Origin of the sequence: Saccharopolyspora sp. SCSIO 74807 (genome assembly GCF_037023755.1) — a bacterium.
GTDB lineage: Bacteria > Actinomycetota > Actinomycetes > Mycobacteriales > Pseudonocardiaceae > Saccharopolyspora_C > Saccharopolyspora_C galaxeae.
The window spans coordinates 678,345-701,266 of record NZ_CP146100.1 but is presented as its reverse complement, the minus strand read 5'-3'; the positions used below and the strand labels follow the sequence as shown (position 1 = coordinate 701,266).

The window sequence follows — 22,922 nt, the reverse complement described above, 5'->3', positions numbered from 1 at the left end:
GTGAGCGATGGGGGCCGTCGCTCGGCCTATCGCGGCGACGGAGTCCTTCACTCCGGGATGTCGCCGTTGATGCGGGGTGTCGGGCGGGATGGGGTGCGGTCCGGCCGCACGGTCGGGGCGCTGCTGGGCTGCTCCGCCAGGCCGGCCGCGGTCGCGGCCGCGGGGCCGCCGACGACCGGCACCGACACCGAGGTGCCCGCCAGCCCGAGATCGACCCGTCCGGGCTGCTCGGGAGGCTGGATCGTGGATCCGTCGGTGCCCGCGACGATCAACCCGAGCCGGTGCCCCGCAGGCACGACGTGATCGGTGGTGCCCAGCCGGAACGTCATCTCGTACGGATTCCCCGGCTGCAACGGGGTCTCCTGCGACAGCGACTCGTGGTTGGCCAGGTCGGCCCAGCCGCGCGCCACGATCTGGTAGTCCACATCGGACTTCGTGGCTTCGGTGTCCCGGTAGCAGGCGTCGTCACCGGGGCGGTTCGCGCCCCAGCAGGACTCGGTGTCCAGGGTGCGGATGCCCTCACCCGGTCCCAGCGCGTCGCGGGTGGTCGCCGGGCCGTAGTCGACCAGCATCGCCGACAGGTGCGCGCTGGAGGTGCCCGGCGTCGCGCGCACCGACACCGATCCGGTGCCCGCGACCCGCATGTCCTGCTGCAACGGCGCTGAGGTGAACAGCGTCCGGTTCGCCGCGGGCTGATCCGGATGCTCGGCCCAGTCGTACTCGGTGCTGTGTCCGTCGTCGGTGAACGACTCCTGGCCGTCCGCGGGCGCGACGCCGAGCCCGCCCAGTCCCGGGGACTCGCCGGGAGCCGGGTGCAGCGTGGTCGGCGCGGCGGTCTCGCCGGACCAGCCGGGTTCGTCGGACCACTCGTCCGGGGCGCGTTCGATGCTCGCGGCCGGTTCGTGCTCGACGCCGTTGTCCGCGCCCTTGAGGTAGTGGTCGAACCAGCGGTGCAGCGTGTCGACCCACTCCGCGCGGCGGAAGTCGAACGGGTCGACGTGGCCGGTCTGGCTCAGCCACACCTTCCGCTGCACGTCGTGGGAGGCCAGCGCGTCCCACCACTGCCCGAACTGGATCGTCTTGACGTTGAGGTCGCCCAGCCCGTGCACGGCGAACACGCTGGCCCGGACTTCGCCCGCGTCCGGTGCGTAGTCGCGCTGCCGCCACATCGGCGTCGTGTCGCCGTTGGCCGGTGCGCCTTCGTCGAGCCGCTGCTTGACCGGGCCGCAGTCCGGTCGGCCACCGCCCTCCTCGACGCTCTCGGCGAGCCCTCGCGGGTCGGTTCCGAAGCTGACGCCGTCCGAGCGGTAGTAGTCGTACCAGGAGCTGATCGCCCCGATCGGCACGATCGTGCGCAGGCCCTCCACACCGGTCGCGGCGACGCCGTTGGCGATCGTGCCGTCGTAGGACTTGCCGATCATGCCGGTGTCGCCGGTGGACCAGCCGGCGTCCGCCTCGGCGCCGCCGGTGGGGCGCTGGTAAGCCTTCGCGCGCCCGTTGAGCCAGTCGATGACGGCTTTCGCCGAGGTCACGTCGGACTCGCCGCCGACGTCCACGCAGCCTTCGGAGCGGTTCGTGCCCGCCAGGTCCACCAGCACCGTCGCGTAGCCGCGCGGCACGAAGTAGTTGTCGTAGAACAGCGGGAAACCCTGCGGGCGGCCCTGCTCGTCGTAGGTCTTGCGCTCGTCCTCGTTGCCGCGGCCGCAGCAGGAGTAGTAGGGGCTCGCGTCCATGATCACCGGGACCGGCCGGTCCGTCGGCGGGCGGACGATGTCGGCGGCGACCCGGTCGGTCGCGCCGTCGCCGTCGTTGTCGAGGCCGGTGTCCACCCACACCGTTTCGCGCACCGGCTCCGGTTGGGCCGGGGCGGCCGGTGCTGCGACCGCGGGTGTCGCGGTGAGCAGCAGCAGGGCTGGGCACAGCAGCGCGCGCAGCACGCCCCGCCGTTTCGACTTTTCCGGCACGGCCACCTCCGATGATCTTCCGGCAGGTTAAGCGCCGCGCGCGCACCCCGGCCACGGCCGAAAGTGTGGCTGCCGATGATCCGCCATTCCTCCAGAAGGACCGTTCGCCGTCCTCGCAGGTGCAGCGGTCGATCCTCGCGGATCGTCCGCGGAAATGCGGTTGGGAAATTCCCGGAGTCCGGTGCGGCCGTTCGGCGGAAGAAACGCGGGGAACCGTTCCTTAACGTTCGGAATGGCGGAATCGCCCGGAACATGCGTTCTCGATGAGGAGGATCGATGCGGGGCCGACGTTTGCGGACATCGCTGACCGTGACCGGCCTCGCTGCGGCCGCGCTGCTCACCGCCGGTTTCACGCCCGCGGTCACCGAGCAGCCCGGCTACCGCGACCCGGCCGCACCCGTGCCGGAACGCGTGCAGGACCTGATGTCGCGGATGTCGCTGGACGACAAGCTCGGGCAGATGGTGCAGTCCGAGCGGGTCGCCGCCGGGCCGCAGGAAGCGGCGCAGTACCGCCTCGGCTCGGTGCTCAGCGGCGGCGGTTCCGCGCCCGAGCCGAACACCGCCGAAGCCTGGGCGGACATGTACGACGAGTACCAGCGCGCGGCGCTGGCCACGCCGCTGGGAATTCCGCTGCTCTACGGCGTGGACGCGGTGCACGGCCACAACAACGTGCACGGCGCGACGATCTACCCGCACAACATCGGGCTCGGCGCGACCGCGGACCCGGACTTGGTGCGGCGCATCGGCGCGGCGACGGCTGAAGAGGTCGCCGCCACCGGCATCGACTGGGACTTCGCACCTTGCCTGTGCGTGGCGCGCGACGACCGCTGGGGCCGCACCTACGAATCCTTCGGCGAGACGCCGCAGCAGGCATCGGCGATGAGCAGCGCGGTCACCGGGCTGCAAGGCGAGCGCCTGGGCGGTTCGCCGTCCTCGGTGCTGGCGACCGCGAAGCACTACGTCGGCGACGGCGGCACCACCGGCGGCGACGACCAGGGCAACGCCGAGATCAGCGAGCAGGAGCTGCGCGAGATCCACCTGCCGCCGTTCCGCGAGGCGATCGAGCGCGGCGCCGGTTCGGTGATGATCTCCTACAGCAGCTGGAACGACGTGAAGCTGCACGCGAACCGCTACCTCGTCACCGACGTGCTCAAGGACGAGCTCGGCTTCGGCGGCATCGTGGTCTCCGACTACGACGCCATCGACAAGATCGACGGGCGGGAGGACTTCACGCCGGAGGAGGTGCGCGCCTCGGTCAACGCAGGGCTGGACATGATCATGATGTCCGATCGGCACGAGAAGTTCCTGGACTACCTGCGCGCCGAGGTGGAATCCGGCCGGGTGCCGATGACGCGCATCGACGACGCGAACCGGCGCATCCTCACTAAGAAGTTCGAGCTCGGCCTGTTCGAGCGCCCGTTCGCCCAGCGCGACCTCCTTCCCGAGGTCGGCGGCGAGCAGCACCGGGCGCTGGCGCGCGAAGCGGTCCGCGAGTCGCAGGTGCTGCTCAAGAACGACGGGGTGCTCCCGCTGGCCAAGGACGGCAAGATCTTCGTGGCGGGCAAGAACGCCGACGACATCGGCAACCAGAGCGGCGGCTGGACGATCTCCTGGCAGGGCGGGAGCGGGGACGTCACCGAGGGCACCACGATCCTCGAGGGCATCCGGCGGTCCGCGCCCGGTGCGCAGGTCGACTACTCCCGCAACGGAGAAGGCGTCGACGACAGCTACCAGGCGGCCGTGGCGGTGGTCGGTGAGACCCCTTACGCGGAGTACGAGGGCGACCGGCCGGACGGGCTCGGTCTCGACGACGAAGACCTCGCCACCATCGCGAAGCTGCGCGAGTCCGGCGTCCCGGTGGTCGTGCTGACCGTCTCCGGGCGGCCGCTGGACGTCGCCGGTGAACTGGACGGCTGGAACGCGCTGCTGGCGTCCTGGCTGCCGGGGTCCGAAGGGCAGGGGGTGGCCGACGTGCTGTTCGGCGACCACAACCCGACCGGGAAGCTGCCGATGAGCTGGATGCGCTCGTTCGACCAGCAGCCGATCAACGAAGGCGACGGCCAGGACGCCCTGTTCCCGCTGGGATTCGGGCTCCGATACCCGAGCTGACCTCGCACCGGCACTGCTGCGGCGACGAGCGCGCAACCGGCCGATGCCCAGGTCGCGCACGACCCGGTCGAGCGTGCTCGTAATCTGGGCGCATGGAGCCCGTGCTGCTCGATGCCGACAACCTCCGCAAGCGACTCGTGGAAGACGGCCCGTACTCGGCGCTGGACGTGGTCACCGTGACCGGGTCGACGAACACCGACCTGGTGCAGGCCGCCGGGCGCGGGGCGGCGGACCGGACGGTGCTGTTCGCCGAGGAGCAGCAGGCCGGGCGCGGCCGGTTGAGCCGCGGCTGGGTTTCCCCGCGCGGTCAGGGATTGCACGTCAGCGTGCTGCTGCGGCCGTCCACCGTGCCGCGCGAGGCCATCGCGTGGCTGCCGCTGATCGGCGGAGTCGCGCTCGCCGAGACGGTGCAGGCGATGTTCGGGCTCACCGCCAAGCTGAAGTGGCCGAACGACCTGCTGCTCGGCGACGCCGACCGCTGGCAGAAGGCCGCGGGCATCCTCGCCGAAGGGGTCGCCGCGCCGGACGGGATGGCGATCGTGCTCGGCATGGGCATCAACGTGCACCAGCAGGCCGCAGATCTGCCGCACGGCGCGGGCGGGCTGCCCGCGACCTCGCTGGCAGCGCAGGGCGCCGAGGTGGACCGCGAGGAGTTCGCCGTCGCCCTGCTCCGCGCGTTCGCCGATGCCGACCGGCAGTGGCGGGAACGGGACGGGGACGTGCTGGCCAGTGGCCTGCTGGACCGCTACCAGCGACTTTGCGGCACGCTCGGCCAGCGGATCCGGGTCGAGCTGGGCAACGAGGACCTGCGCGGCGTTGCCACCGACGTGGACCCGTCGGGACGGTTGGTGGTGCGCGGCGTGGACGGTGCCAGCACACCGGTCTCCGCGGGCGACGTGGTGCACCTTCGCCCCAACTGATCACGTGCGGAGGGCGCGCGGGAAGGTAGCGTGATCGGCGGCGGTGATTGAGGGAGGGATCTCCGGTGGCCTATCCGGACAGCCTGCTCGGTGAGGACGAGTACGTGGTGGTGCACACCCACCCGCACTGGAAGATGCTGTTCTTCCCGGTGCTGCTGTTCTTGGTGGTCGTCGGGGCCGGTTCGTACGGCGCCGCGATGGCCGGGCAGTACAGCTGGCACCTGCCCGCGTGGATCGCGATCGCCGTGGTCGGCGTGATCCTGGTGGTCTGGTGGACGCTCGCGCCGCTGCTGCGTTGGCGCACCACGCACTTCGTGGTCACCTCGCGGCGGCTGATGGTCCGCGAGGGCGTGTTCACCCGCACCGGCGTGGACATCCCGATGTGGCGGATCAACAGCGTGCGGTTCACCCAGGGCCTGGCCGACCGGATGCTCGGCTGCGGCACGCTGATCGTCGAGTCCGCCTCCGACGAGCCGCTGGAGTTCGACGACATCCCCGGTGTGCAGCGGGTGCACACCCTGCTCTACCACGAGGTCAACGACGACGTGGACGAGCACCACGGCGAGCAGCAGCGATGAGCGCGCCCGAGCTCGGCCTTCCGATGCGGGTGCCCTCGCCGGAGCCGGCCGGGCTGCCCGCCGAGGTCACGATCTGGGAGGTCGGCCCGCGGGACGGCCTGCAGAACGAGCAGGGCGTGCTGCCAGCCGAGGTGAAGCTCGAGTTCCTGCACCGGCTCGCCGCGGCCGGGCTGCCCGTCGTGGAGACGACCAGCTTCGTGCGCCCGGAGTGGGTGCCGCAGCTGGCCGACGCGGCCGACGTGCTGGCCGGCCTGCGACCCCGTTCCGGAGTGCGCTATCCGGTGCTGGTGCCGAACGCGCGCGGGCTGGACCGGGCGCTGGAGTCCGGGGTCACCGACATCGCGATCTTCGCATCGGCGACCGAGGCCTTCAGCCGCCGCAACCTCAACCGCGGCCTGGACGAGCAGTTCGCGATGTTCGAGCCGGTGGTGACTCGCGCGGTCGAAGCGGGCATGACCGTGCGGGGCTACCTGTCGATGGTGTTCGGCGACCCCTGGGAGGGGCCGGTGCCGGTCGAGCAGGCCGTGCGGGCGGGCCGCAGGCTGCTGGACATGGGCTGCGACCAGCTCTCGCTCGGCGACACGATCGGCGTGGCCACGCCCGGGCACGTCGAGGCGGTGCTGCGGGCGTGCACCGCGGCGGACGTGCCGGTTTCGCGGCTGGCGGTGCACTTCCACGACACCTACGGACAGGCGTTGTCCAACACCTGCGCGGCGTTGCGGCTCGGAGTGTCCACTGTGGATGCTTCGGCGGGCGGGCTGGGCGGTTGCCCGTACGCGAAGTCGGCGACCGGGAACCTCGCCACCGAGGACCTGGTGTGGATGCTCGACGGGCTCGGCATCGGGCACGGCGTGGATCTCGCCGCGCTGGCCGCGACCAGCGCCTGGATGGCCGAGCAGCTGGGCCGCCCGAGCCCGTCCGGCGTGGTCCGAGCGCTCACCGGCTGACTCAGCCGTCCTGGCCGGGCGCGTCGCGGGTGCCGAACAGGGCGACGAAGGTGAACCGCAGAACCCGCTGGTCGTCGCGATCGGCGGTGCCGGTGACCTCCACCAGCCCCAGCCCGGGTTTGCTGTGCGAGCGCCTGCTGCTGTTGACGACCATGCCGAAGCGCAGCTCGTCGTCCGGGAACACCGGTGCGCTCCAGGTGAGCTCGTTGCCACCGGGCGAGCCCTGCGAGGTCGAATCGCCCACGACGTGATCTACGTAGGCCCGCATCCACAGCGAAGCCGTGTACCAGCCGCTCGCGCACAACCCGCCGAGCACGGAGCGCTTGCCCGCTTCTTCGTCGACGTGGAACGGCTGCGGGTCGAACCGCCGGGCGAACTCCACCATCTCCGTCCGGTCGATCCGCACCGAGCCCAGGTCGAAGACCCGGCCGGGCGTGAGGTCCTCGTACGCGATCGCCACCATGACCGCATCATCGCAGCCGACCAAGGCCCTGCGGCGGTGCTCCCCGGCTGCCTCGGGCCGGCGTCCTCGGGCGGACGATCCGGCTCGGATCATGCCCGCGCGGCATGGAACCATTCGGTGGACGGTGCGCGTCGTTGACGGTGATCGCCTCCGGCACGGTGCCACCGACACCACCGGCGTGAGCGGAAAGGGCAGGGGTGAGCACCGATGGGCGTCGAACCTCCCGCGCCGGATGGGAAGGGCTCGGCTTGGCAGGCGGAGGGCGAGCACACCGGCCCCGTGTCGATCGGCTCGTCGTCCGCCGGATCCGCGGCAGGTGGCTGGAGCGTCGGAGGCGTGGACCCGGCTTCGGTGACCGCTCCGCATTCGCTGCATCAAGCGTGGTCGGCCATGTCGTCTTCCGGGGTGGCAGGGTCGTCTTCCGCGCCGGCAGGGCAGGGCGGGCCCGGCAGCGGTGGGCAGCGCGGTTCCGCGCAACAGCCCGCATTTCCGCAAGGCCGGGCGCCGGGCCCACCGGTCCGGCCGGCTCGGCCCGCGCAACCGCCGGTGCGTCCGGGACAGCCCGGCGGGCAACCGAATCAGGCCGGTCAGCAGGCACCTGGCGCACCGGCTCCGCACCCCGGACAACCGGCGGTCGGGCAGCGTTCCCCGTACCGGGCCCGGCAGGCCGGGTACCCGAGCGCGCCGTACCCGCCGAACCGGCGGCCATACCCGCAGCCGCCGCGCGCCGAGCAAGCCGCCGCTCCTGGGCATCGCCAAGGCGAGCACAAGGAGACGGTGGCGTTCATGCTGCACCAGTTCCCGATCGGCCATCTGCCGGTCGCCCAGACCAACGCCAGCAGGCAGTTGCCCGATCCGGGCGCCGCGCGCCGCTTCGGGCCGCTGGATCACCCGCGCTCGGATCTCGTAGGTGACCGGGACGCGTTGGCCCGGGTGCGCTCCGGGAAACTGCCCCCGCCGGATGCCCGCGGAGCTGCGTCGCGCCCCGAAGACTTCACCGCCGATCACGAGCCGCTGGCCGAACTGTCCGAGCACGCGTGGGACCGCGAATACCGCAGCACCGGATCCGATTACCGGTGGCCGCCCGACGAGTTCCCGGAGGGCTGCACCGAGGCCGGTGAGCCGATCGTGCTCGACCCGGACACGGTCCTCGACGAGCTCGGCGACGGCGAAGGCCGCGTCGCTGCGCCGGAGGGGACGGCGTTCACCGAGCGCAGCTTGCCGCCCGAGTACCTGGAGCTGCCGTACCACCGGTACCGCGTGCTGCACCCGTTGCCGGTGTGGCGAGCCGTGACCGCGCCGTGGTTCGGCGCGCGCGGCGGCGGCGTCCGCTACCGGACCACGCACCCGTTGGCGGAGCTGGTGGCGTTGGGCCTGCTCGCGGAGCTCGCCCCGGCGTTGGAGGAAACCGGCACCATCCGGCTGGAACGTTCGACCGTGCAGCGGGCTGAGACGGAGGCGGGCACGGCTCGGATGCGCGCCGAGCCGGCCGCCGCGCGGGAGGAAGCGACTGAGGGGAGCGCGGAGTGAACACCGAATCGGTGCTCGGCTGGCTCACGGCGATGGGCGTGCCCGCGGAACTGGTCTCGCTCGGTGCCGAAGCGGACAACGCCTGGTGCCTGCTGCGCACCGAGATCGACGGCGTGCCCGGCTGGGAGGTGTTCTGGCGCGAGCAGGGCAACCGCTACGACTGGGCGCGGTTCAGCAGCGAGCAGGTCGCCTGCTTCTACCTGTTCGGCAGGCTCACCTGGACGCAGGCGCTGCGCGGCGTGATCGGCCCGGTCGACCGGACCTCGAAGCCCACCGGCACGACCGTGCAGGAGCCCGCCACGCCGCCGAGCGGTACGCCCGCCCAGTCCTGAAGCGCCAGTCCTGAAGCGATCAGCGCCGCAGGAGGGCCAGCGCGTCCGCGTGCAGGTGGCCGTTCGAGGTGAGCACCGTGCCGCCGCGGTGATCCGCGGTCCCGTCCAGGTCGGTGAAGGTGCCGCCGGCCTCTTGCACGAGCACCTGCGCGGCGGCCACGTCCCACGGGTTCACGATCGGTTCCGCGGCCAGGTCGATGGCGCCTTCGGCGACCAGGCAGTGCTGCCAGAAGTCGCCGAACGCCCGGTTCTCCCAGCAGGCGTCCACCAGCCGCAGGTAGGACTCCCGCGAGTGGTGCTCGACCCAGGTGCCCAGGTGCGTGGTGGACACGTAGGCGTCGGCGAGTTCCCGCACGCCCGACACCGCGATCCGCTCGGGGCCCGCGCCGCCGGAAGCCCACGCGCCCTGCCCGACCGCGGCCCACCAGCGCCTGCCCAGCGCCGGCGCGCTGATCACGCCCACCACCGGCGTGCCGTGCTCGACCAGTGCGATCAGCGTCGCCCAGGCGGGCACGCCGCGCAGGAAGTTCTTCGTGCCGTCGATCGGGTCCAGCACCCAGGCGCGCGGCCCCGAGGCGTCCCCGCCGCGCTCCTCGCCCGCGACCTCGTCACCGGGCCGCCGCTCGGCCAGCACCGCGCGCACCGCGTCCTCCACCGCGAGGTCCGCGTCGGTGACCGGGGTGCGGTCGGGTTTGCTGGTCACGTCCAGGTCCTGGGCGCGGAACCGGGCGGTGGTGCGCGCGTCCGCGGTGTCGGCCAGGTGCAGCGCGAGTTCCAGGTCAGCGGCGATCGTCACGCCCGGAACCTTAATCGTGCCCGCCGATGGCGCAGCGGCCCCGCCCCCCGGCGAACGCTCCCTAGAGACGAGTCTGATCTTGGCGGACATCTAGGGTGGGGAGCGTGAGCGTAGTGCTGCTGGCCGAGGACGACCCAGCCATTGCTGTGCCGTTGTCGAGGGCGCTGCAGCGGGAGGGCTACTCGGTGCGTGTGATCGAGGACGGCCCTGCCGCGTTGCGGGAGGCGTCGTCCGGCGTGATCGACCTGATGGTGCTGGACCTCGGGCTGCCGGAAATGGACGGCCTGGAGGTGTGCCGCAGGCTGCGCGCGCAGGGCCGCGGCATCCCGGTGCTGATGCTCACCGCCCGCACCGACGAGGTCGACTTCGTGGTCGGCCTGGACGCGGGCGCGGACGACTACGTGGCCAAACCGTTCCGGCTGGCCGAGCTGATGGCCCGCATCCGGGCGCTGCTGCGCCGCGGCTCGCCGGAAACGCTGGAGGCGTCCGGGGTCCGCCTGGAGCTCACCGCGCGGCGGGTGCTGGTCGACGAGCAGGAGGTCGGCCTGGCCAACAAGGAGTTCGAGCTGCTGCGGGTGCTGATGCAGCACGCGGGCCAGGTCGTCACCCGCGAGGAGATCCTGCACGAGGTGTGGCCGGAAGCCAGCCGCAAGGGCAGCAAAACCCTGGACATGCACATCTCGTGGCTGCGCCGGAAGCTCGGCGACGGCAACGGCCGCGCCGATGAGCAGCGGATCGCGACCGTGCGCGGCGTCGGGTTCCGGTTCAACGCGGACTGACCATGCGCAGGCGGATCCTGGCGGCGACGTTGCTGGCGGTGGCGGTCACGGCCGTGGTGCTCGGGCTGCCGCTGGGCGTGACCGCGCTGAAGCTGGTCGAGGACTTCACCCGGGCCGATCTGTCCACCCGCTCGCAGCAGATCGCGACCTCGCTGGACGAGCAGGTCGCTTCGCACCGGCCGATCGACGTCGAGTCGGTGCTGCTGGCGGTGCCGCGCGGGGCGCAGCTGGTGGTGCGCACCAAGCAGCAGGACTACGTGTACGGCTCCGACCCGGGGCCCTCGCCGCTGACCGAGAGGGTGCCGATGGTGCAGAGCGGCACCGTCACGCTGTCGGCTCCGAGCGCGCCGGTGCGCACGCAGCAGTTCCAGGTCGCAGGGCTGGTGCTGCTGCTGGTGGTGATCTCGGCGGGTACCGGGATGGTGGTCGCCGGGCTGACCGCGCGGCGGCTCGCCGACCCGCTGCGGCACGTCGCGGCGCGGGCCGCGCGGCTCGGCGCGGGCGACTTCCGGGCCGACCCGAAGCGGCACGAGGTGCCCGAGCTGGATCGGGTGGCCGACGCGCTGGACGCTTCCGGCGCGGCGTTGTCGCACCTGGTGCAGCGGGAGCGGGAACTCGTCGGCGACGTGTCGCACCAGTTGCGCAGCAGGCTCACCGCCTTGCAGCTGCGGCTGGAAGCGCTGGCCGAAGTGCCGGACCAGGAGGTCTCGGAGGAGGCCACCGCCGCGCTGGAGCAGGCCGAGCGGCTCTCCAGCGTGCTCGACGACCTGCTCGCCGCCGCCACCGCGGCCAGGGCGCGGGACGCGGAGCCGCTGGACGTCTCGGCGTTGCTGGCGGAGGCGGCGACGGAGTGGCGGGACCTGCTGCGCGCGCAGAGCCGGACGCTGCGGCAACGGGTGCCGGAGGGGCTGCTGGCCAGGGCGACGCCCGCCCGGTTGCGCGAAGCCATCGGGGTGCTGCTGGACAACGCCCTGCGGCACGGCAAGGGCGCGGTGACGCTGGCTGCCCGCGAGGGCGGCGGGACGGTCGTCGTGGAGGTCGGCGACGCCGGGCCGGGCGTTCCGGACCAGCTGGTGCCGTACGTGTTCGATCGCGGGTTCTCCGCGGGCGGCTCGACCGGTGTCGGGCTGGCGCTGGCGCGGGCGTTGATCGAGGCGGACGGCGGGCGGCTCGAACTCAGCAAGGCCCGGCCCGCGCTGTTCGAGATCTACCTGCCGGTGGCACGTGCCGATGACGTGCTCGGCGTTCCCTGGAAGATCGAGTCGACGCCGCGCTGAGGCCACCCGGTTTCGTGCGGCCGAGACGAATCGCGGCGAGCTATTCGTCTTGTTCGGAATCGCCGGAAGGGAACACCCAGCGCCGGAACGCCCACCACCGGAATGCCATGCCCAGCAGCAATCCGACGATCTGCGCGGCGGTGAAATCCGCGATCTCTTCGACGAACCTGCTGGTGTAGGGCTCCTGCAGGTGCAGCGCGTACCGCGAGAACCACAGCGGCGCGGCGTACAGCGCGACCCCGATACCGCTGAACAGGAAGTACAGCGCCGCCTCGTGGTGGCGTTCGCGCCCGCCCCTGGTGCGGAACGACCATTCCCGGTTGAGCACGTAGGAGGCGATCGTGGCCACCAGTACGGCGATCACTTTCGCGGTGACCGGTTTCGGCACCAGGATCGTCAGCTTCAGCCCGTAGAAGATCGCGGTGTCGACGAAGAACGTGATCGCACCGACGACCGCGAACTTGAGCAGTTCGCGGTGCCGGATCGCCACGTTTCGGTACGGCTGCGGGATGCGGGTGAGCACCGAATCGACGACGGACACGGCGGCAATTTTACGTGGCGGTCGGCGCGCTTCCGGTGGCCGGTCGTCGGCGCGGACCGCCGCGTGCGCGGCAGTGAGTCACCGCCGCGCGCGGCAGCGAGTCACCGCCCGGACAGGTCCCGCAGCGGCCAGGGCCACGGCCGGGTTCCGGACGGCGCGTCCGGCTCGTCGTGTTCCGGCCGCGAGGTTTCCTGCTGCGGCGGGTCGTCCGGCGGTTGCAGCAGGTCCGGCAGTTCCGGTGGTTCGGGCGGTTCCGGGTGCTGCGGTGATTCCGGCGGCCGGGGCGGTTCCGGAGGCTGTGGCGGCTCCGGTGGCTCGGGCGGTTCCGGAGGCTCGGGCGGTTCCGGAGGTTCTGGGGACTCGGGCGGCTCGGGCCACCAGCAGTGCCACCAGCCCTGTCCGGGGAACTCCGGAATGCCCGGGCACGGCTTCGGTGGCACTCCCGGATACCGCAACCGCAAGGTCAGCGAGTCGCTGTCGCTCGCCTGCCCGAGCGTGGCCTGAGCGGGAATGGTGACCTGCCGCTCGGCGTCCGCCACCGGCGCGTCCTGGAACGTCAGCAGCCACAGGTCGCCCTCGAAGGACTCGCCGGGCCGCAAGTCCTTGGCGCACCGCAGCTGCCGCTCGGACGGGTGCACCTCGCACTCCGGCGGAATCCCGATCGCGCGGGTGCCTTCCGGCAGCCGAGCCGTCGCTTCGGCACGACCGGCCGTGCGGCCGGTGTTGCGCACGTCCAGTTCGAGGTGCACCGGCGGGTGATCGTCGACCTGCTCGGACAGGCCCTCGTCGAACGCCGCGCGGGAGACCCGCACGTCCACGCCGTCGGCGGGGGCCAGCCGGACCCGGATCGCGGAGAGCTGCAGGTCGATCGTGGCGCCGGAGGTGATCTGCGCGCGGATCTCGCCTTCCGAAGCGTTCGGCGCCGCCTGCACGCGCAGGCGGAAGGTGAGGTGGCCACCCGGCGGCACACCGCGATCGGAAGTGCACCGCACGCCGCCCTCGTACGCCTGGCAACGAACCTGCGGCTCGCCGGCCGGTGCGGCGGAGCGGAAGCTCGCCGGAGTGGTGCTCGCGGGTCCGGTGCTTGCTGGAGCGGCGCGTGCGGTGGCAATGCCTGCCGAGCCGGAGCCGACTGGAGCAGTGCTTCGCGGACCCGCGCTGGACGCAGCGGTGCCGGCCGGCGCAGCGCTCGCAGGCGCAGCGCTCGCAGGCGTAGTGCTGGCGGGCGTAGTGCTGGCGGGGGCGGTGCTGCTCGCCGGAGCGGTGCCTGCCGGGCCGCTGGCCTGCGTGGTCGCCCCCGGAACCTCGGCGCTCACTCCGGGCGGCAACGAGAGCGTCGCGGTGACCGGCTCGGAAGTCATCTGACCGCGGTTGGTCACGGTGATCGGCAACTCGACCGCGGGCCCGCCGGGCACCAGCTCCAACGGCTGCGCGGGCCCCGTCGCGTGCAGATCCGGGATCGCCGGGGGCGGCGCCGGTGCCTCCGGCTGTGGCTGCGGAGCTCGTTGCGGCTGCGGTGGCGCGGGTTTCGGCGCCGGTGGCTGCGGCAGCACCGCCTGCGGAGCGGGCGGGTCGGAAGCGACCGGCCCCAGCGAGGCAGTCCCGGAGGTCAGCGCCAGCAGCACGGTCAGCACCAGCGCGGTCGCGGCGGCCCCGCTGGAGATCGCCTGCCGGGGCACCGAACTCGCCGCGTTAGCCGCACCCGCCGCACCGGCCCCGGCAGCCGAGACCGATCCCGCGGCCGGTGCCGCCGCCAGGTAGGCGGCCGCACCGGCGCCCAGCACCAGCGGCGCCACCACGGCGCGCAGCCCGCCGTTGACCTCGGCCAGCTCGGCCGCGAGCGCGCGGCAGCGGTCGCAGTCGTCCAAGTGGTGATCGACCTGCGCGGTTTCCCGCCGGGACAGCCCGCCCCTGGTCCACGCGCCGAGCCTGCCGACCGCCGCGCGGCAGGCTTGCAGGCCCGGCTGCTCGGGATCCAGCGAACTCAGGTGCACCTGCAGGTACGCCTGCCGCAGCCCTTCCCGGGCGCGGTAGGCCAGCGCCGAGACCCCGTTCGGCGTGAGTCCCAGGATCGGCCCGACCTGCGCGGGGGTCTGCCCTTCGATCTCGATGTGCCAGAGCACGGTCTGCCACCGCTCCGGCAGCTGCGTGAACGCCCGCGCGGCCAGCGAACGCTCCAGCCCGGCCACGGCGGTGTCGTTGAACGGCACGCTCAGATCCGCCCCGGAGACCTCGGCGACGTCGTCGGCCAGCTGCAGCTTGCGTTCCCGGCGGGTGCGGTCGTAGGCCACGTGCCGCAGCGAAGTCAGCAGGTAGGCGCGGAACGCGGTGCTCGGGCCGTGCCCGCCGCGCAGCGCGTCGAGCACCTTCGCGAACGCCTCCGAGACCAGGTCGTCGGCCTCCGATCCGGAGCGGGCGACCTGCCGGGCCATGTTGTGCGCGGCGGCCACGTGCCGTTCGTACAGCGTTCCGTACGCCTCGGTGGAACCGTGCCGGACGGCTTCGATCAGTTCCCCGTCGCTGGGGTCCTGCGCTTCTGCCGGGGCTGTGGCCACGCCGCACCTTCCTTCGTGGTCCGCTGTCTCCATCCGCCGCGGCGCCCCTTCGGCGAGACGCCGGTCGGCGCTGCGGCGAACGGCCGCGCACCGGCACCGCCGATCAGCGCAAGAACCGCCCAATCGAACCATTCGCGGTGCCGGAGGTCGATCCGCCAACGCGGTGCGAACCGACCGCCCACCATTGTGATCGACTCCTCCGCAGGCGCCGCAGGCAGTCTTGCGTCATACCGGAACCCGCAGGTCGTCCCAGTTGCCGAAGGGGGTCGGAGATGACTGAACGGATCCGGAGCGCTGCAGGCGGCGAGCGGGCGCTGCGGGCGCGCTGGCGCACCGCGAGCCTCGCCGCGGGATGGCCCTTCCCGAGCGACTGGGGCATCCGGGCGGTGCGCGAGGTGTGCCGCGCGGTGGCGACCGGCGCGGAGCTGGCGGAGCCGCTGGGCGAACTCGGCGTGGGCCGCGCGGAATCCGGTGTCGGGCTCGCCGAGGCGCTGCAGGACGTCGCCGCGCTGCACGCGGTGAGCACGGGCTCGCACCAGGACGGGCTGGTCTCGGCCGATCCGGACGCGGTGCCCGCAGCGATGCTGCGGCCGGTCGCGCTGGGCTGGGCCGACGTGCAGGCCGAGCACACCGTGGACCGCGAGGTGCAGGACCCGCTGACCGGCCTGACCACCGCGTCCTACCTGCGGACCCGGCTGCACGAGGTGTACCGGGGAGCGCGCGCCGCCGGGCGGTCCCCGGACGCCGACCACGTGCTGATCAGCGTGTCCGTGCAGATGCCGCGGGCTTCGGGCCGCTATCCGCTGATGATGGCCATGGTGCTCGCCGCCGACGTGCTGCGGGAGGTGTTCGACTCCGGTGAGACGGTGTCGTTGCTGCGCACGAGCACGGCTGCGGTGCTGGCGCCGCGGGACGAGCGGTTCTCCGAGCGCTGCGAGCAGGTTCGGCTGCAGGCGGCGCAGCGGATCGCGGCCGATCCGGCGCTGCGGCCGGTCGGGCCGGTGCGGGTGCAGGAGGAGCCGCTGCCGGAGGACCACGCCACGGCCTGCGCGATGCTCGGCACGCTGGACTGAGTTCGAGCAAGCCGCTCGGCCGCTGCGAAAGTGCCGCACGTCGCCATTCGGCGGTCCCCATCGAGGTGATCAGTGCGGGCGTCTTTAAGCTGCGTAGCCGTGGACCACCGCACTCGTACTCCCGTCGTCGGCATGGTCGGTGGCGGACAGCTCGCGCGGATGACGCACCAGGCCGCGATCGCCCTGGGGCAGTCGTTGAAGGTGCTGGCCGCCGCCCCGGACGACCCGGCGGCGCTGGTCGCGCCGGACGTCCAGATCGGTCCCCACACCGACCTGGCCGCGCTGCGCGCGTTCGCGCAAGGCTGCGACGCCGTCACGTTCGACCACGAGCACGTGCCCGGTGAGCACCTGCGGGAGCTGGTCGCCGCGGGTGCCGCCGTGCACCCCGGCCCGGACGCGCTGCTGCACGCGCAGGACAAGCTGGTGATGCGCCGCAAGCTCGCGGAGATGGGCCTGCCGGTGCCGCCGTTCGCGGAGATCCGCTCGGTCTCCGACGCGCTGGAGTTCGGCGCCGAGCACGGCTGGCCCTGCGTGCTCAAGACCGCTCGCGGCGGCTACGACGGCCGCGGCGTGTGGACGCTGAACACGCCGGAGAGCGCGCAGCGCACCGTCACCGAGCTGCTCGAAGCCGGCGCCGTGCTGCTGGCCGAGCAGCGGGTTCCGCTGCGCCGCGAGCTCGCCGCGCTGGTCGCGCGTTCCCCGTTCGGACAGGGCGCCGCGTGGCCGCTGGTCGAGACGGTGCAGTCGGAGGGGATCTGCGTGCAGGTCCTCGCGCCCGCCCCGGACGCCTCGGAGCAGCTGCGCGAGCAGGCGCAGAACATGGCGCTGCGGATCGCCGAAGAGCTCGGCGTGGTCGGCGTGCTGGCGGTGGAGCTGTTCGAGACCGCCGACGGCCTGGTGATCAACGAGCTGGCGATGCGGCCGCACAACTCGGGCCACTGGAGCATGGAGGGCGCGCTCACTTCGCAGTTCGAGCAGCACGTGCGGGCGGTGCTGGACTACCCGCTGGGCAGCACGGGCCTGACCGCGCCCGCCGTGGTCATGGCGAACGTGCTGGGCGCACCCACCGAACCGAAGATGGGCGTCGACGAGCGGATGCACCACCTGTTCGCGCGATTCCCGCACGCGAAGGTGCACCTCTACGGCAAGGCCGAGCGCCCAGGGCGCAAGATCGGGCACGTGAACGTGCTCGGCGAGGACATGAGCGCGGTGCGCCGCGAGGCCGACCTGGCCGCGCACTTCCTGTCGCACGGGGAATGGGCCGACGGCCACCTCGTGCACTGAGCGGCCCTGCCCGGCCGAAGGTTTTGAGTGAACGGACCGTTCGACCAATCTATTGGGGCGAACAGTCCGTTCACTCGGCGTCGTTGGTGTGCGTGTGGAAGGGATCGGGATGGTGCAGCCGCTGGTCGGCGTGATCATGGGCAGCGACTCGGACTGGCCGGTGCTGCAGGCCGCCGGGGAAGCGCTCAGCGAGTTCGACGTGCCCTACGAGGTCGGCGTGTACTCCGCGCACCGCACCCCGCAGCGGATGCTGGACTACGCCCGCGAAGCGGCCGACCGCGGCCTGCGGGCGATCATCGCCGGGGCCGGGGGAGCGGCGCACCTGCCGGGCATGGTGGCCGCGGCGACGGTGCTGCCGGTGATCGGCGTGCCGGTGCCGTTGAAGCACCTGGACGGGATGGACTCGCTGCTGTCGATCGTGCAGATGCCCGCAGGCGTGCCGGTCGCGACGGTCTCGGTCGGCGGTGCGCGCAATGCGGGGCTGCTCGCGGTTCGCACGCTCGCCGCGGATTCCGGGGAGCTCGGCACGCGCTTGCGGACCGCGATGGCCCGGTTCCAGTCCGACTTGGAATCGATGGTCCACGACAAGCACGCCGCCCTGCAGAGCCGCGCCACCGAGCAGTGAACCGCGCCGCGCTGAGCGCTCAGCGCGGCGGGATGCTTTGCAGGCGGCGGTAATGCGCCGACGCGTGCGGTTCGCCGACGGGGTGGCCGTCGACCTCGATCCAGGCGTGCGCCGCGAACGGCGCGGTGCGCACGCCCGTGCACCAGGTGGGCCACACTCCGCGCGCGCGGCACAGCAGCGCCGTGGCGATGGACCGCCGCAGCGGGCAGTCGGCGCTGCGCGGACTCACCGCGAGGACATCGCGCCTGGCCGCCAGCGCCTGCGTGGCACTTGCGGGCACGGCCCGGCGGCGGGCGAAGCGCAGCAGCTTGAGCTGTCGCGCGGGGCGCAGCAGCACGAGTAACCGCGCCAGCCCGACGGCCAGCAAGGCCGAAGCGCGTTGGCGCAGCGGCAGGTTCTCCCGGACGGGCAGGGTGACGGGCAGGCTCATGCCGACTCCAGCAGGGTGACGCTGCGCAGGCGTTCCACGATGGTGGCCACGTCTCGTTTCGCGCGGTGCGGCGGGATCCGGTGCCGCTCGGCGAGTTCCTGGGCGATGTGTTCGGTGTCCTGCCCCAGCAGCAGACCCCGCAGCACGTGCGTGCCGGTTCGGTTGAGCTGGAAGGACCGGCCGGTGCGCTCGTCGAGCAGCACGGTTCCCTCGGCGGTGTCGGTGGTGGCCACGTCAGGACGCAGTCGCAGGGACATCCGTTCTCCCGGTGCTTTCTCGGGTGGCGCTGCGCAGCCAGTTCTCGCAGCCCAGCAGGTGGTCGAGCTGGAACAGCGTGTGCTCGCCGACGTGCGGGGCCAGCAGGTGCCTGCGCAGCACGCCGGTGTCGATCAGATCGTGCTGGGCGAGTTCGGAGTCGGCGAACAACGCCAGGATCGCGGCCCGGTTGCGCCGGAAACCGATGCGGATCGCCTCGCCGTCGCCGGTGTTCGCCCTGCGCGGCAGGGCACCGGGCAGCACCTCGCGCATCGCCTCGGCCAGCAGCGGCTTGTCCTCCCACGGGGAGCAGCGTTCGTGCGGGCGCACCGCCAGCACCGCTTCAACCACCCGGTCGTCGTGGAACGGCAGCTCCAGCCGCACGCCCGCCGCCGCGTAGCTGCGGGCGAGCCTGCGGTGCGCGGGCGCGCCGGTGCGCAGCGCGGACAGCAGCTGATGCGTCGCCCGGTCCGGTGCCAGCCGCTCGGTCTTGCGCGCGGTCCGGTGCAGCAGCGCACGCGTGGTGCTCACCGCTTCCGCGCTCGCCCACGGCGCCACGCGTACCGGGGCGGCTCCCCAGTCCAGTCGCGGGGCGTTCGAGTCGGGATAGGGCTCGGTGAGCCGATCCGCCTGTTCGTGCCACCAGCGTCCGACGTCGTGCGCGCTCAGCAGCGCGGAAATCGTCGGTGGCAGCGCCCAATTCCGCGCCGCGCGGTAGCCGCGCAGCCGCCGCAGCGCGGTGACCGGCCGGTGCCGCAGCAGTGCGTGCAGATGTGCGGGGCCGTCGTGGAACAGTTCTTCCCCGCCGTGCGCGGCGAAATGCCTGCGCACTCCGCGTTCGCCGAGAATTCGTGCGGAATACCGGATGCGGGCGGCGGTGCGCCAGCCCGGATAAGGATGTTCGGGATCGGCCGCTGCGTCCGGTTCGGCGAACATATCCGGGAGTTCCGCGTCGTCCAGCACGAGCGGTTCGGCCGATCGCCATTCCGGCGCCGCGGATTCGCGTCCGCCGTTTCCTATCCGCAGCGCGAGCAGATCCGAATTCCGCGCGGCCGCGAGCGAGCACAACGCGGCCGACTCCATTCCGCCGGACAGCTCCGATCCGGCGCGCCCGGCCTCGCCCGCGCCGGTTTCCATCGCGGATTCGAGTCGTTCCAGCAGGAACCGCGCGCCCCGGCGCAGCGGCACCTCCGGCTCCGGCGGGTGCCACCAGCGCACCTCGGTGGCCCGGTGCCCGAGCAGCCGCAGGTAGCTGTCCGCGGGAACCGCGCGGATGCCGGACCAGATGCTCTGCCCGGCCAGCGGCGGGGGCAGTTGCGCGCAGCTCACCTGCGCCGCGAGCGCCCGGTCGTCGATGCCCGCGCCGAGCAGCCCGGCGAGCAGGTCGGCCCGGTCGCCTGCGATCGGGAAGCCCTCGCGCACGCCGTGGAAAACCTGGCGCAGCCCGGAAATCCCGCCCTGCACCCGGACGTCGCCGCCCACCGAGACCACCACGTGCACCCCGCCGGGCAGCGCCCGGACGATGCCGTCCACATCGGACACCGAGTGCACCGCGCGGGCCAGCTCGGCCAGCCGGGCCGCGTCGATCGGGCAGCGTCCGACCAGCGCCACCCGCACCGGCCCCAGCGCCACCGGAACGAGTTCGTCCGGGGCGAAGTGGCCGACCAGCCACGGGTTCCCGGAGGCGTGCGGCAGCACGATCCGGCCGTGCGGATCGAACCGGTCGGCCACCGCCCGCATCTCCGGTGCATCGGGCAGGGCCACCCACCCGGAATCTCGGCGCTGCGTGTTCATCGCATTTTCCGCCGATCAGCGAACGGAGGCATCGAATTGCCCGGAACCGTCCGCGGCGGCGTCCGCGCCGAATTCTCCGACTTCCACCAGTACCGGCGGTTCGTAGGGTTCCGGTGCGGCTTGCTCCTCCACGACGGCCTCCTCTTCACGACGTTCTCGGCGACTACCCGGCAGCGGATCAGCCGGCGATCGCCGGTGGTCCGCAAGACCGCCGGGATCCCGGTGCCTGCGAACGCCGCCCCGCGCGCCGGATACGCGCCCGGGGGCCTGCAAGGTGCGCCGAGAGTCGGGTCTCGCGGGCGCTATCGAAGGGCGTTCGGCTGATCTCTGCCGACGATCACAGTGCGCGTCGCCGTGCGGCGGGCACAATCTTTTTTCCGCAGGATGACCCGAATCGGTGAAGGTGGTACTAGGCGTGTAACGAGCGTTCCGGAAATCGTGCACGCGAAATGCGCGAGAGTGTGCGAATCGCGCATCAACCCAGCTGGTGCTCCAGCACCGCCTCGTGCGCCGTGCCGATCGGCCCGTGCTCGTCGAACAGCCGCGCACGGGCCACGCCGATGCCGGTCGGCTCGACGTCGCGCTCGATCTCCATGCCGATCCATTCGCCGCGCGGCTCGCGGTGCAGGTACAGCGTGATGTCGCTGTTGATCCACGGCCCGAACAGGGCGCCGACCGGGCTGGCCGCGCTGATGCAGTCCACCAGCACCGCGAGCTGGGTGAGCGGGCTCGTCGGCTCGTCCGGCAGCAGCGGCAGCGGAAGGCGCATCCACGCCCTGCTCGGGCTGCCGGAGATCTGGTCGGACAGCCAGCGCACCTGGATCACGTCGTGCACGCCCCAGCGCAGGCCGAGCCCGGCGGGCAGCAGGGTGCCGTCGGTGATTCCGTCCGGTCCGGCGAACGGGATCTCGCCATCGGGTTCGGCTTCGTCCGTCCGGTCGCGGCGCAGCACGTGCGCGAGTGCCCGCGTCACCTCGGTCCCGTCCTGGTGCAGCACCACTTCCAGCACGCGCAGCCGCTTGCCCTCGCGCACCGTTCTGGTGTGCACGGCGACGCCGGTGCGCCGCGGAACCGGGCGGTGCAGATCGACGGTGAGACGTGCGAGGAACAGGTCCGGATCGGACAGTTCGCGCTGCACGGCGCGGGCGATCAAGCCTGCGACGGGGCCACCGCCGGTCAGTTCGCCCCACGGATTGCCCGCCGAGTCGGTGGGAAGGAACAGCTCGCCCGCGGGCCGGAAGAGGGTCTCGTCTTGCACGCCCGAATGCTACTTGCCGGTAGCTTACTTTGGGTAGGCGTGCTGCGTTCGGTCGTGCCGCTGCGAACCTTCGGCGGAATTTCGCCGATGTCCGTGTGATCCGATTCCGCGCGGGAGCGATTTAGTTGAACTTTCATGCTTAGCTGGCGGCGCCCACCGACCCGGGAGGAAAGCCGATGCACCGGTACCGCGACCTGACGACCCTGCTGGCCAGGCTGGTCGTCGGGGTGACCTTCGTGCTGCACGCCTACCAGAAGCTGGCGATCAACGGGATGTCCGGCGTCAGCGCCGGGTTCGAGCAGATGGGCATCCCGCTGCCCGCTGCCGCGGCCTGGTTCACCGCGCTGGTCGAGCTGCTCGGCGGGCTCGCGCTGATCCTCGGCGTGCTGCTGCCGGTCGCCGGTGTGCTGCTGGCTGCCGTGATGCTCGGCGCGCTGGTCACCGCGCACTCCGGGGCGTACTTCGCCACCGATGGCGGCTTCGAGTACGTGCTGGTGCTGGCGGCGGTGAGCCTCGCGCTCGGCTTCAGCGGCCCGAAATACACCCTGCAGGCGGCCTTCGCCGCGCGGAAGGACTCCGCGCCCGCAGCTGTCTGAGCGCGGCCAAGTCGCTGGGCGGCAGGGCGGGTCGCTGCGTCTGAAGGAGTTCGGAGTGCTGCGGCGGGCCGGTGGTCGACCGGCCCGCCGGTGTTCACAGCACCGCGCCGAGGTCCACAGTGGTCTTCTCGGTGGTGCGCCGCTGCGCGAGCTTGTCCGGGTCCGGGTTGCTGACCTGCACCAGCGAACTCCGCGCGGACAGCACGGCGAGCAGCCCGTCGTAGACCCCGCCGGGCAACGTCCACTCCAATGTGGACAGCACGCGGGAGTCCGGGCCGATGCCCAGGGCTTCGGCCCGCTCCGCGGCCACGCCCAGCACTTCGTCCACTGTGGACCCGACGAGCGCCGGAGCGCTGCCGGGAACCTGTTGGCGCGGGCTGAACTCGTCGCCGTGCACCCGGATGTCGCTGACGTAGTCCACGGCTCCTTGCGGCAGCTCGCGCACCGGGCCGCCGAGCGCGTCCAGGCCCACCACGGCGGTCACGTGCGCGCCCGCGCCGGACTCGGGCGCGGCGGCCGGGACGAACGCGACCTCGGCACCCGCCGGGTCGTCGACCACGTGCGCACCGCACCACCAGGAGCCGAGCAGCACTCCGAGGGTCTGCCAGTGCGCGGGCAGCGCCACCGAAACCGGCGTGCCCGGCTCCAGGTCGAGCTCGTCCACCAGCCAGTTCGCCGTCTTCGCCGCCCAGTTCGCGACCGTCGCGCGGGACAGCTCGACACGGGCTCCGGTGGCGTCGTCGTAGTGCGTGATCAGCGGGCGCGGGGAACCGGTTGCCAGCATGGGTGCGAGCAATGCTTGCGTGACGCTCATGC

At 72.5% G+C, this 22,922-nt stretch carries 23 protein-coding genes; 12 read left to right on the top strand and 11 right to left on the bottom strand.

Annotated elements, in window-relative coordinates:
* Positions 1 to 47: 47 nt before the first annotated feature.
* The gene (locus V1457_RS03125) at positions 48 to 1,964 is read right to left on the bottom strand and encodes a Xaa-Pro dipeptidyl-peptidase (RefSeq protein ID WP_407074772.1); all 1,917 of its coding nucleotides are present in this window, start codon (positions 1,962 to 1,964) and stop codon (positions 48 to 50) included.
* 276 nt (positions 1,965 to 2,240) lie between these two features.
* Between V1457_RS03125 and V1457_RS03120 the strand changes: the two genes are divergently transcribed.
* The 4 genes from V1457_RS03120 to V1457_RS03105 all read left to right on the top strand — a co-directional run bounded on the left by V1457_RS03120 (position 2,241) and on the right by V1457_RS03105 (position 6,518).
* Positions 2,241 to 4,073 (top strand): glycoside hydrolase family 3 protein, encoded by a 1,833-nt coding sequence (locus V1457_RS03120; RefSeq protein WP_200073419.1) that lies wholly within the window; start codon positions 2,241 to 2,243, stop codon positions 4,071 to 4,073.
* A 92-nt stretch (positions 4,074 to 4,165) separates the two neighbouring features.
* Positions 4,166 to 4,993: a biotin--[acetyl-CoA-carboxylase] ligase gene (locus V1457_RS03115; protein WP_338599965.1), complete on the top strand. Its 828-nt coding sequence runs from the start codon at positions 4,166 to 4,168 to the stop codon at positions 4,991 to 4,993.
* A 65-nt stretch (positions 4,994 to 5,058) separates the two neighbouring features.
* Positions 5,059 to 5,571: a PH domain-containing protein gene (locus tag V1457_RS03110; protein WP_200073417.1), complete on the top strand. Its 513-nt coding sequence runs from the start codon at positions 5,059 to 5,061 to the stop codon at positions 5,569 to 5,571.
* Positions 5,568 to 6,518, top strand: coding sequence for a hydroxymethylglutaryl-CoA lyase (locus V1457_RS03105; protein ID WP_200073416.1), 951 nt, complete (start codon positions 5,568 to 5,570; stop codon positions 6,516 to 6,518). Before V1457_RS03110 ends, V1457_RS03105 begins: the two co-directional genes overlap by 4 nt.
* 1 nt (position 6,519) lies before the next feature.
* Here V1457_RS03105 and V1457_RS03100 read toward each other — a convergent pair whose 3' ends face one another.
* On the bottom strand, positions 6,520 to 6,981 hold the full coding sequence (locus V1457_RS03100; protein WP_200073415.1) for a MaoC family dehydratase: 462 nt from the start codon (positions 6,979 to 6,981) through the stop codon (positions 6,520 to 6,522).
* A 207-nt stretch (positions 6,982 to 7,188) separates the two neighbouring features.
* On the opposite strand from V1457_RS03100, the gene V1457_RS03095 reads away from it, so the two are divergent.
* A complete protein-coding gene (locus tag V1457_RS03095; RefSeq protein WP_338599958.1) occupies positions 7,189 to 8,511 on the top strand; it encodes a glycohydrolase toxin TNT-related protein in 1,323 nt (440 codons plus the stop codon).
* Positions 8,508 to 8,843, top strand: a complete 336-nt coding sequence (locus V1457_RS03090) for a hypothetical protein (protein WP_295141430.1) — start codon at positions 8,508 to 8,510, stop codon at positions 8,841 to 8,843. Before V1457_RS03095 ends, V1457_RS03090 begins: the two co-directional genes overlap by 4 nt.
* A gap of 19 nt (positions 8,844 to 8,862) precedes the next feature.
* Here V1457_RS03090 and hisN read toward each other — a convergent pair whose 3' ends face one another.
* On the bottom strand, positions 8,863 to 9,654 hold the full coding sequence (gene hisN, locus V1457_RS03085; RefSeq protein WP_407074771.1) for a histidinol-phosphatase: 792 nt from the start codon (positions 9,652 to 9,654) through the stop codon (positions 8,863 to 8,865).
* Between the two features lie 89 nt (positions 9,655 to 9,743).
* On the opposite strand from hisN, the gene V1457_RS03080 reads away from it, so the two are divergent.
* Entirely contained in the window at positions 9,744 to 10,418 is a 675-nt protein-coding gene (locus V1457_RS03080; protein ID WP_200073412.1) for a response regulator transcription factor, read from the top strand.
* 2 nt (positions 10,419 to 10,420) lie between these two features.
* Complete coding sequence (locus V1457_RS03075; protein WP_200073411.1) at positions 10,421 to 11,695, top strand: ATP-binding protein; 1,275 nt, start codon at positions 10,421 to 10,423, stop codon at positions 11,693 to 11,695.
* Between the two features lie 40 nt (positions 11,696 to 11,735).
* Here V1457_RS03075 and V1457_RS03070 read toward each other — a convergent pair whose 3' ends face one another.
* Both V1457_RS03070 and V1457_RS03065 read right to left on the bottom strand, forming a co-directional pair.
* Positions 11,736 to 12,236, bottom strand: coding sequence for a GtrA family protein (locus V1457_RS03070; RefSeq protein ID WP_200073410.1), 501 nt, complete (start codon positions 12,234 to 12,236; stop codon positions 11,736 to 11,738).
* 101 nt (positions 12,237 to 12,337) lie between these two features.
* Complete coding sequence (locus V1457_RS03065; RefSeq protein ID WP_338599950.1) at positions 12,338 to 14,791, bottom strand: sigma-70 family RNA polymerase sigma factor; 2,454 nt, start codon at positions 14,789 to 14,791, stop codon at positions 12,338 to 12,340.
* A 272-nt stretch (positions 14,792 to 15,063) separates the two neighbouring features.
* Here V1457_RS03065 and V1457_RS03060 point away from each other — a divergent pair, with 272 nt between their 5' ends.
* The 3 genes from V1457_RS03060 to purE all read left to right on the top strand — a co-directional run bounded on the left by V1457_RS03060 (position 15,064) and on the right by purE (position 17,773).
* Positions 15,064 to 15,864: a hypothetical protein gene (locus tag V1457_RS03060; protein WP_338599947.1), complete on the top strand. Its 801-nt coding sequence runs from the start codon at positions 15,064 to 15,066 to the stop codon at positions 15,862 to 15,864.
* Between the two features lie 99 nt (positions 15,865 to 15,963).
* Positions 15,964 to 17,148, top strand: coding sequence for a 5-(carboxyamino)imidazole ribonucleotide synthase (locus V1457_RS03055; protein WP_338599945.1), 1,185 nt, complete (start codon positions 15,964 to 15,966; stop codon positions 17,146 to 17,148).
* Positions 17,149 to 17,257: 109 nt separating this feature from the next.
* Positions 17,258 to 17,773 (top strand): 5-(carboxyamino)imidazole ribonucleotide mutase, encoded by a 516-nt coding sequence (gene purE / locus V1457_RS03050; RefSeq protein ID WP_200073407.1) that lies wholly within the window; start codon positions 17,258 to 17,260, stop codon positions 17,771 to 17,773.
* 19 nt (positions 17,774 to 17,792) lie between these two features.
* Here the strand turns inward: purE and V1457_RS03045 are convergent, their stop codons facing one another.
* The 5 genes from V1457_RS03045 to V1457_RS03025 form a co-directional block, all read right to left on the bottom strand.
* Positions 17,793 to 18,203 (bottom strand): lasso peptide biosynthesis B2 protein, encoded by a 411-nt coding sequence (locus V1457_RS03045; protein WP_200073406.1) that lies wholly within the window; start codon positions 18,201 to 18,203, stop codon positions 17,793 to 17,795.
* A complete protein-coding gene (locus tag V1457_RS03040) occupies positions 18,200 to 18,460 on the bottom strand; it encodes a lasso peptide biosynthesis PqqD family chaperone (protein WP_200073405.1) in 261 nt (86 codons plus the stop codon). The genes V1457_RS03045 and V1457_RS03040 overlap by 4 nt, the downstream gene beginning before the upstream one ends.
* Positions 18,438 to 20,252: an asparagine synthase-related protein gene (locus V1457_RS03035; protein WP_338599936.1), complete on the bottom strand. Its 1,815-nt coding sequence runs from the start codon at positions 20,250 to 20,252 to the stop codon at positions 18,438 to 18,440. The genes V1457_RS03040 and V1457_RS03035 overlap by 23 nt, the downstream gene beginning before the upstream one ends.
* A 15-nt stretch (positions 20,253 to 20,267) precedes the next feature.
* Positions 20,268 to 20,384, bottom strand: a complete 117-nt coding sequence (locus V1457_RS03030) for a lasso RiPP family leader peptide-containing protein (protein ID WP_200073403.1) — start codon at positions 20,382 to 20,384, stop codon at positions 20,268 to 20,270.
* Between the two features lie 343 nt (positions 20,385 to 20,727).
* Positions 20,728 to 21,510: a thioesterase family protein gene (locus V1457_RS03025; RefSeq protein ID WP_200073402.1), complete on the bottom strand. Its 783-nt coding sequence runs from the start codon at positions 21,508 to 21,510 to the stop codon at positions 20,728 to 20,730.
* Between the two features lie 176 nt (positions 21,511 to 21,686).
* Between V1457_RS03025 and V1457_RS03020 the strand changes: the two genes are divergently transcribed.
* Positions 21,687 to 22,106: a DoxX family protein gene (locus tag V1457_RS03020; RefSeq protein ID WP_200073401.1), complete on the top strand. Its 420-nt coding sequence runs from the start codon at positions 21,687 to 21,689 to the stop codon at positions 22,104 to 22,106.
* 94 nt (positions 22,107 to 22,200) lie between these two features.
* Here V1457_RS03020 and V1457_RS03015 read toward each other — a convergent pair whose 3' ends face one another.
* Positions 22,201 to 22,920 (bottom strand): TIGR03089 family protein, encoded by a 720-nt coding sequence (locus tag V1457_RS03015; protein ID WP_200073400.1) that lies wholly within the window; start codon positions 22,918 to 22,920, stop codon positions 22,201 to 22,203.
* Positions 22,921 to 22,922: the final 2 nt, after the last annotated feature.

Excerpts from the sequence above, each read along its gene's own strand:
- V1457_RS03115 (WP_338599965.1), top strand. The coding sequence starts at position 4,166 with ATGGAGCCCGTGCTGCTCGATGCCGACAACCTCCGCAAGCGACTCGTG.
- V1457_RS03095 (WP_338599958.1), top strand. The coding sequence starts at position 7,189 with ATGGGCGTCGAACCTCCCGCGCCGGATGGGAAGGGCTCGGCTTGGCAG.
- V1457_RS03105 (WP_200073416.1), top strand. The coding sequence starts at position 5,568 with ATGAGCGCGCCCGAGCTCGGCCTTCCGATGCGGGTGCCCTCGCCGGAG.
- V1457_RS03035 (WP_338599936.1), bottom strand. The coding sequence starts at position 20,252 with ATGAACACGCAGCGCCGAGATTCCGGGTGGGTGGCCCTGCCCGATGCA.
- purE (WP_200073407.1), top strand. The coding sequence starts at position 17,258 with ATGGTGCAGCCGCTGGTCGGCGTGATCATGGGCAGCGACTCGGACTGG.
- V1457_RS03020 (WP_200073401.1), top strand. The coding sequence starts at position 21,687 with ATGCACCGGTACCGCGACCTGACGACCCTGCTGGCCAGGCTGGTCGTC.
- V1457_RS03040 (WP_200073405.1), bottom strand. The coding sequence starts at position 18,460 with ATGTCCCTGCGACTGCGTCCTGACGTGGCCACCACCGACACCGCCGAG.
- V1457_RS03120 (WP_200073419.1), top strand. The coding sequence starts at position 2,241 with ATGCGGGGCCGACGTTTGCGGACATCGCTGACCGTGACCGGCCTCGCT.
- V1457_RS03075 (WP_200073411.1), top strand. The coding sequence starts at position 10,421 with ATGCGCAGGCGGATCCTGGCGGCGACGTTGCTGGCGGTGGCGGTCACG.
- V1457_RS03045 (WP_200073406.1), bottom strand. The coding sequence starts at position 18,203 with ATGAGCCTGCCCGTCACCCTGCCCGTCCGGGAGAACCTGCCGCTGCGC.
- V1457_RS03100 (WP_200073415.1), bottom strand. The coding sequence starts at position 6,981 with ATGGTGGCGATCGCGTACGAGGACCTCACGCCCGGCCGGGTCTTCGAC.
- V1457_RS03015 (WP_200073400.1), bottom strand. The coding sequence starts at position 22,920 with ATGAGCGTCACGCAAGCATTGCTCGCACCCATGCTGGCAACCGGTTCC.
- V1457_RS03060 (WP_338599947.1), top strand. The coding sequence starts at position 15,064 with ATGACTGAACGGATCCGGAGCGCTGCAGGCGGCGAGCGGGCGCTGCGG.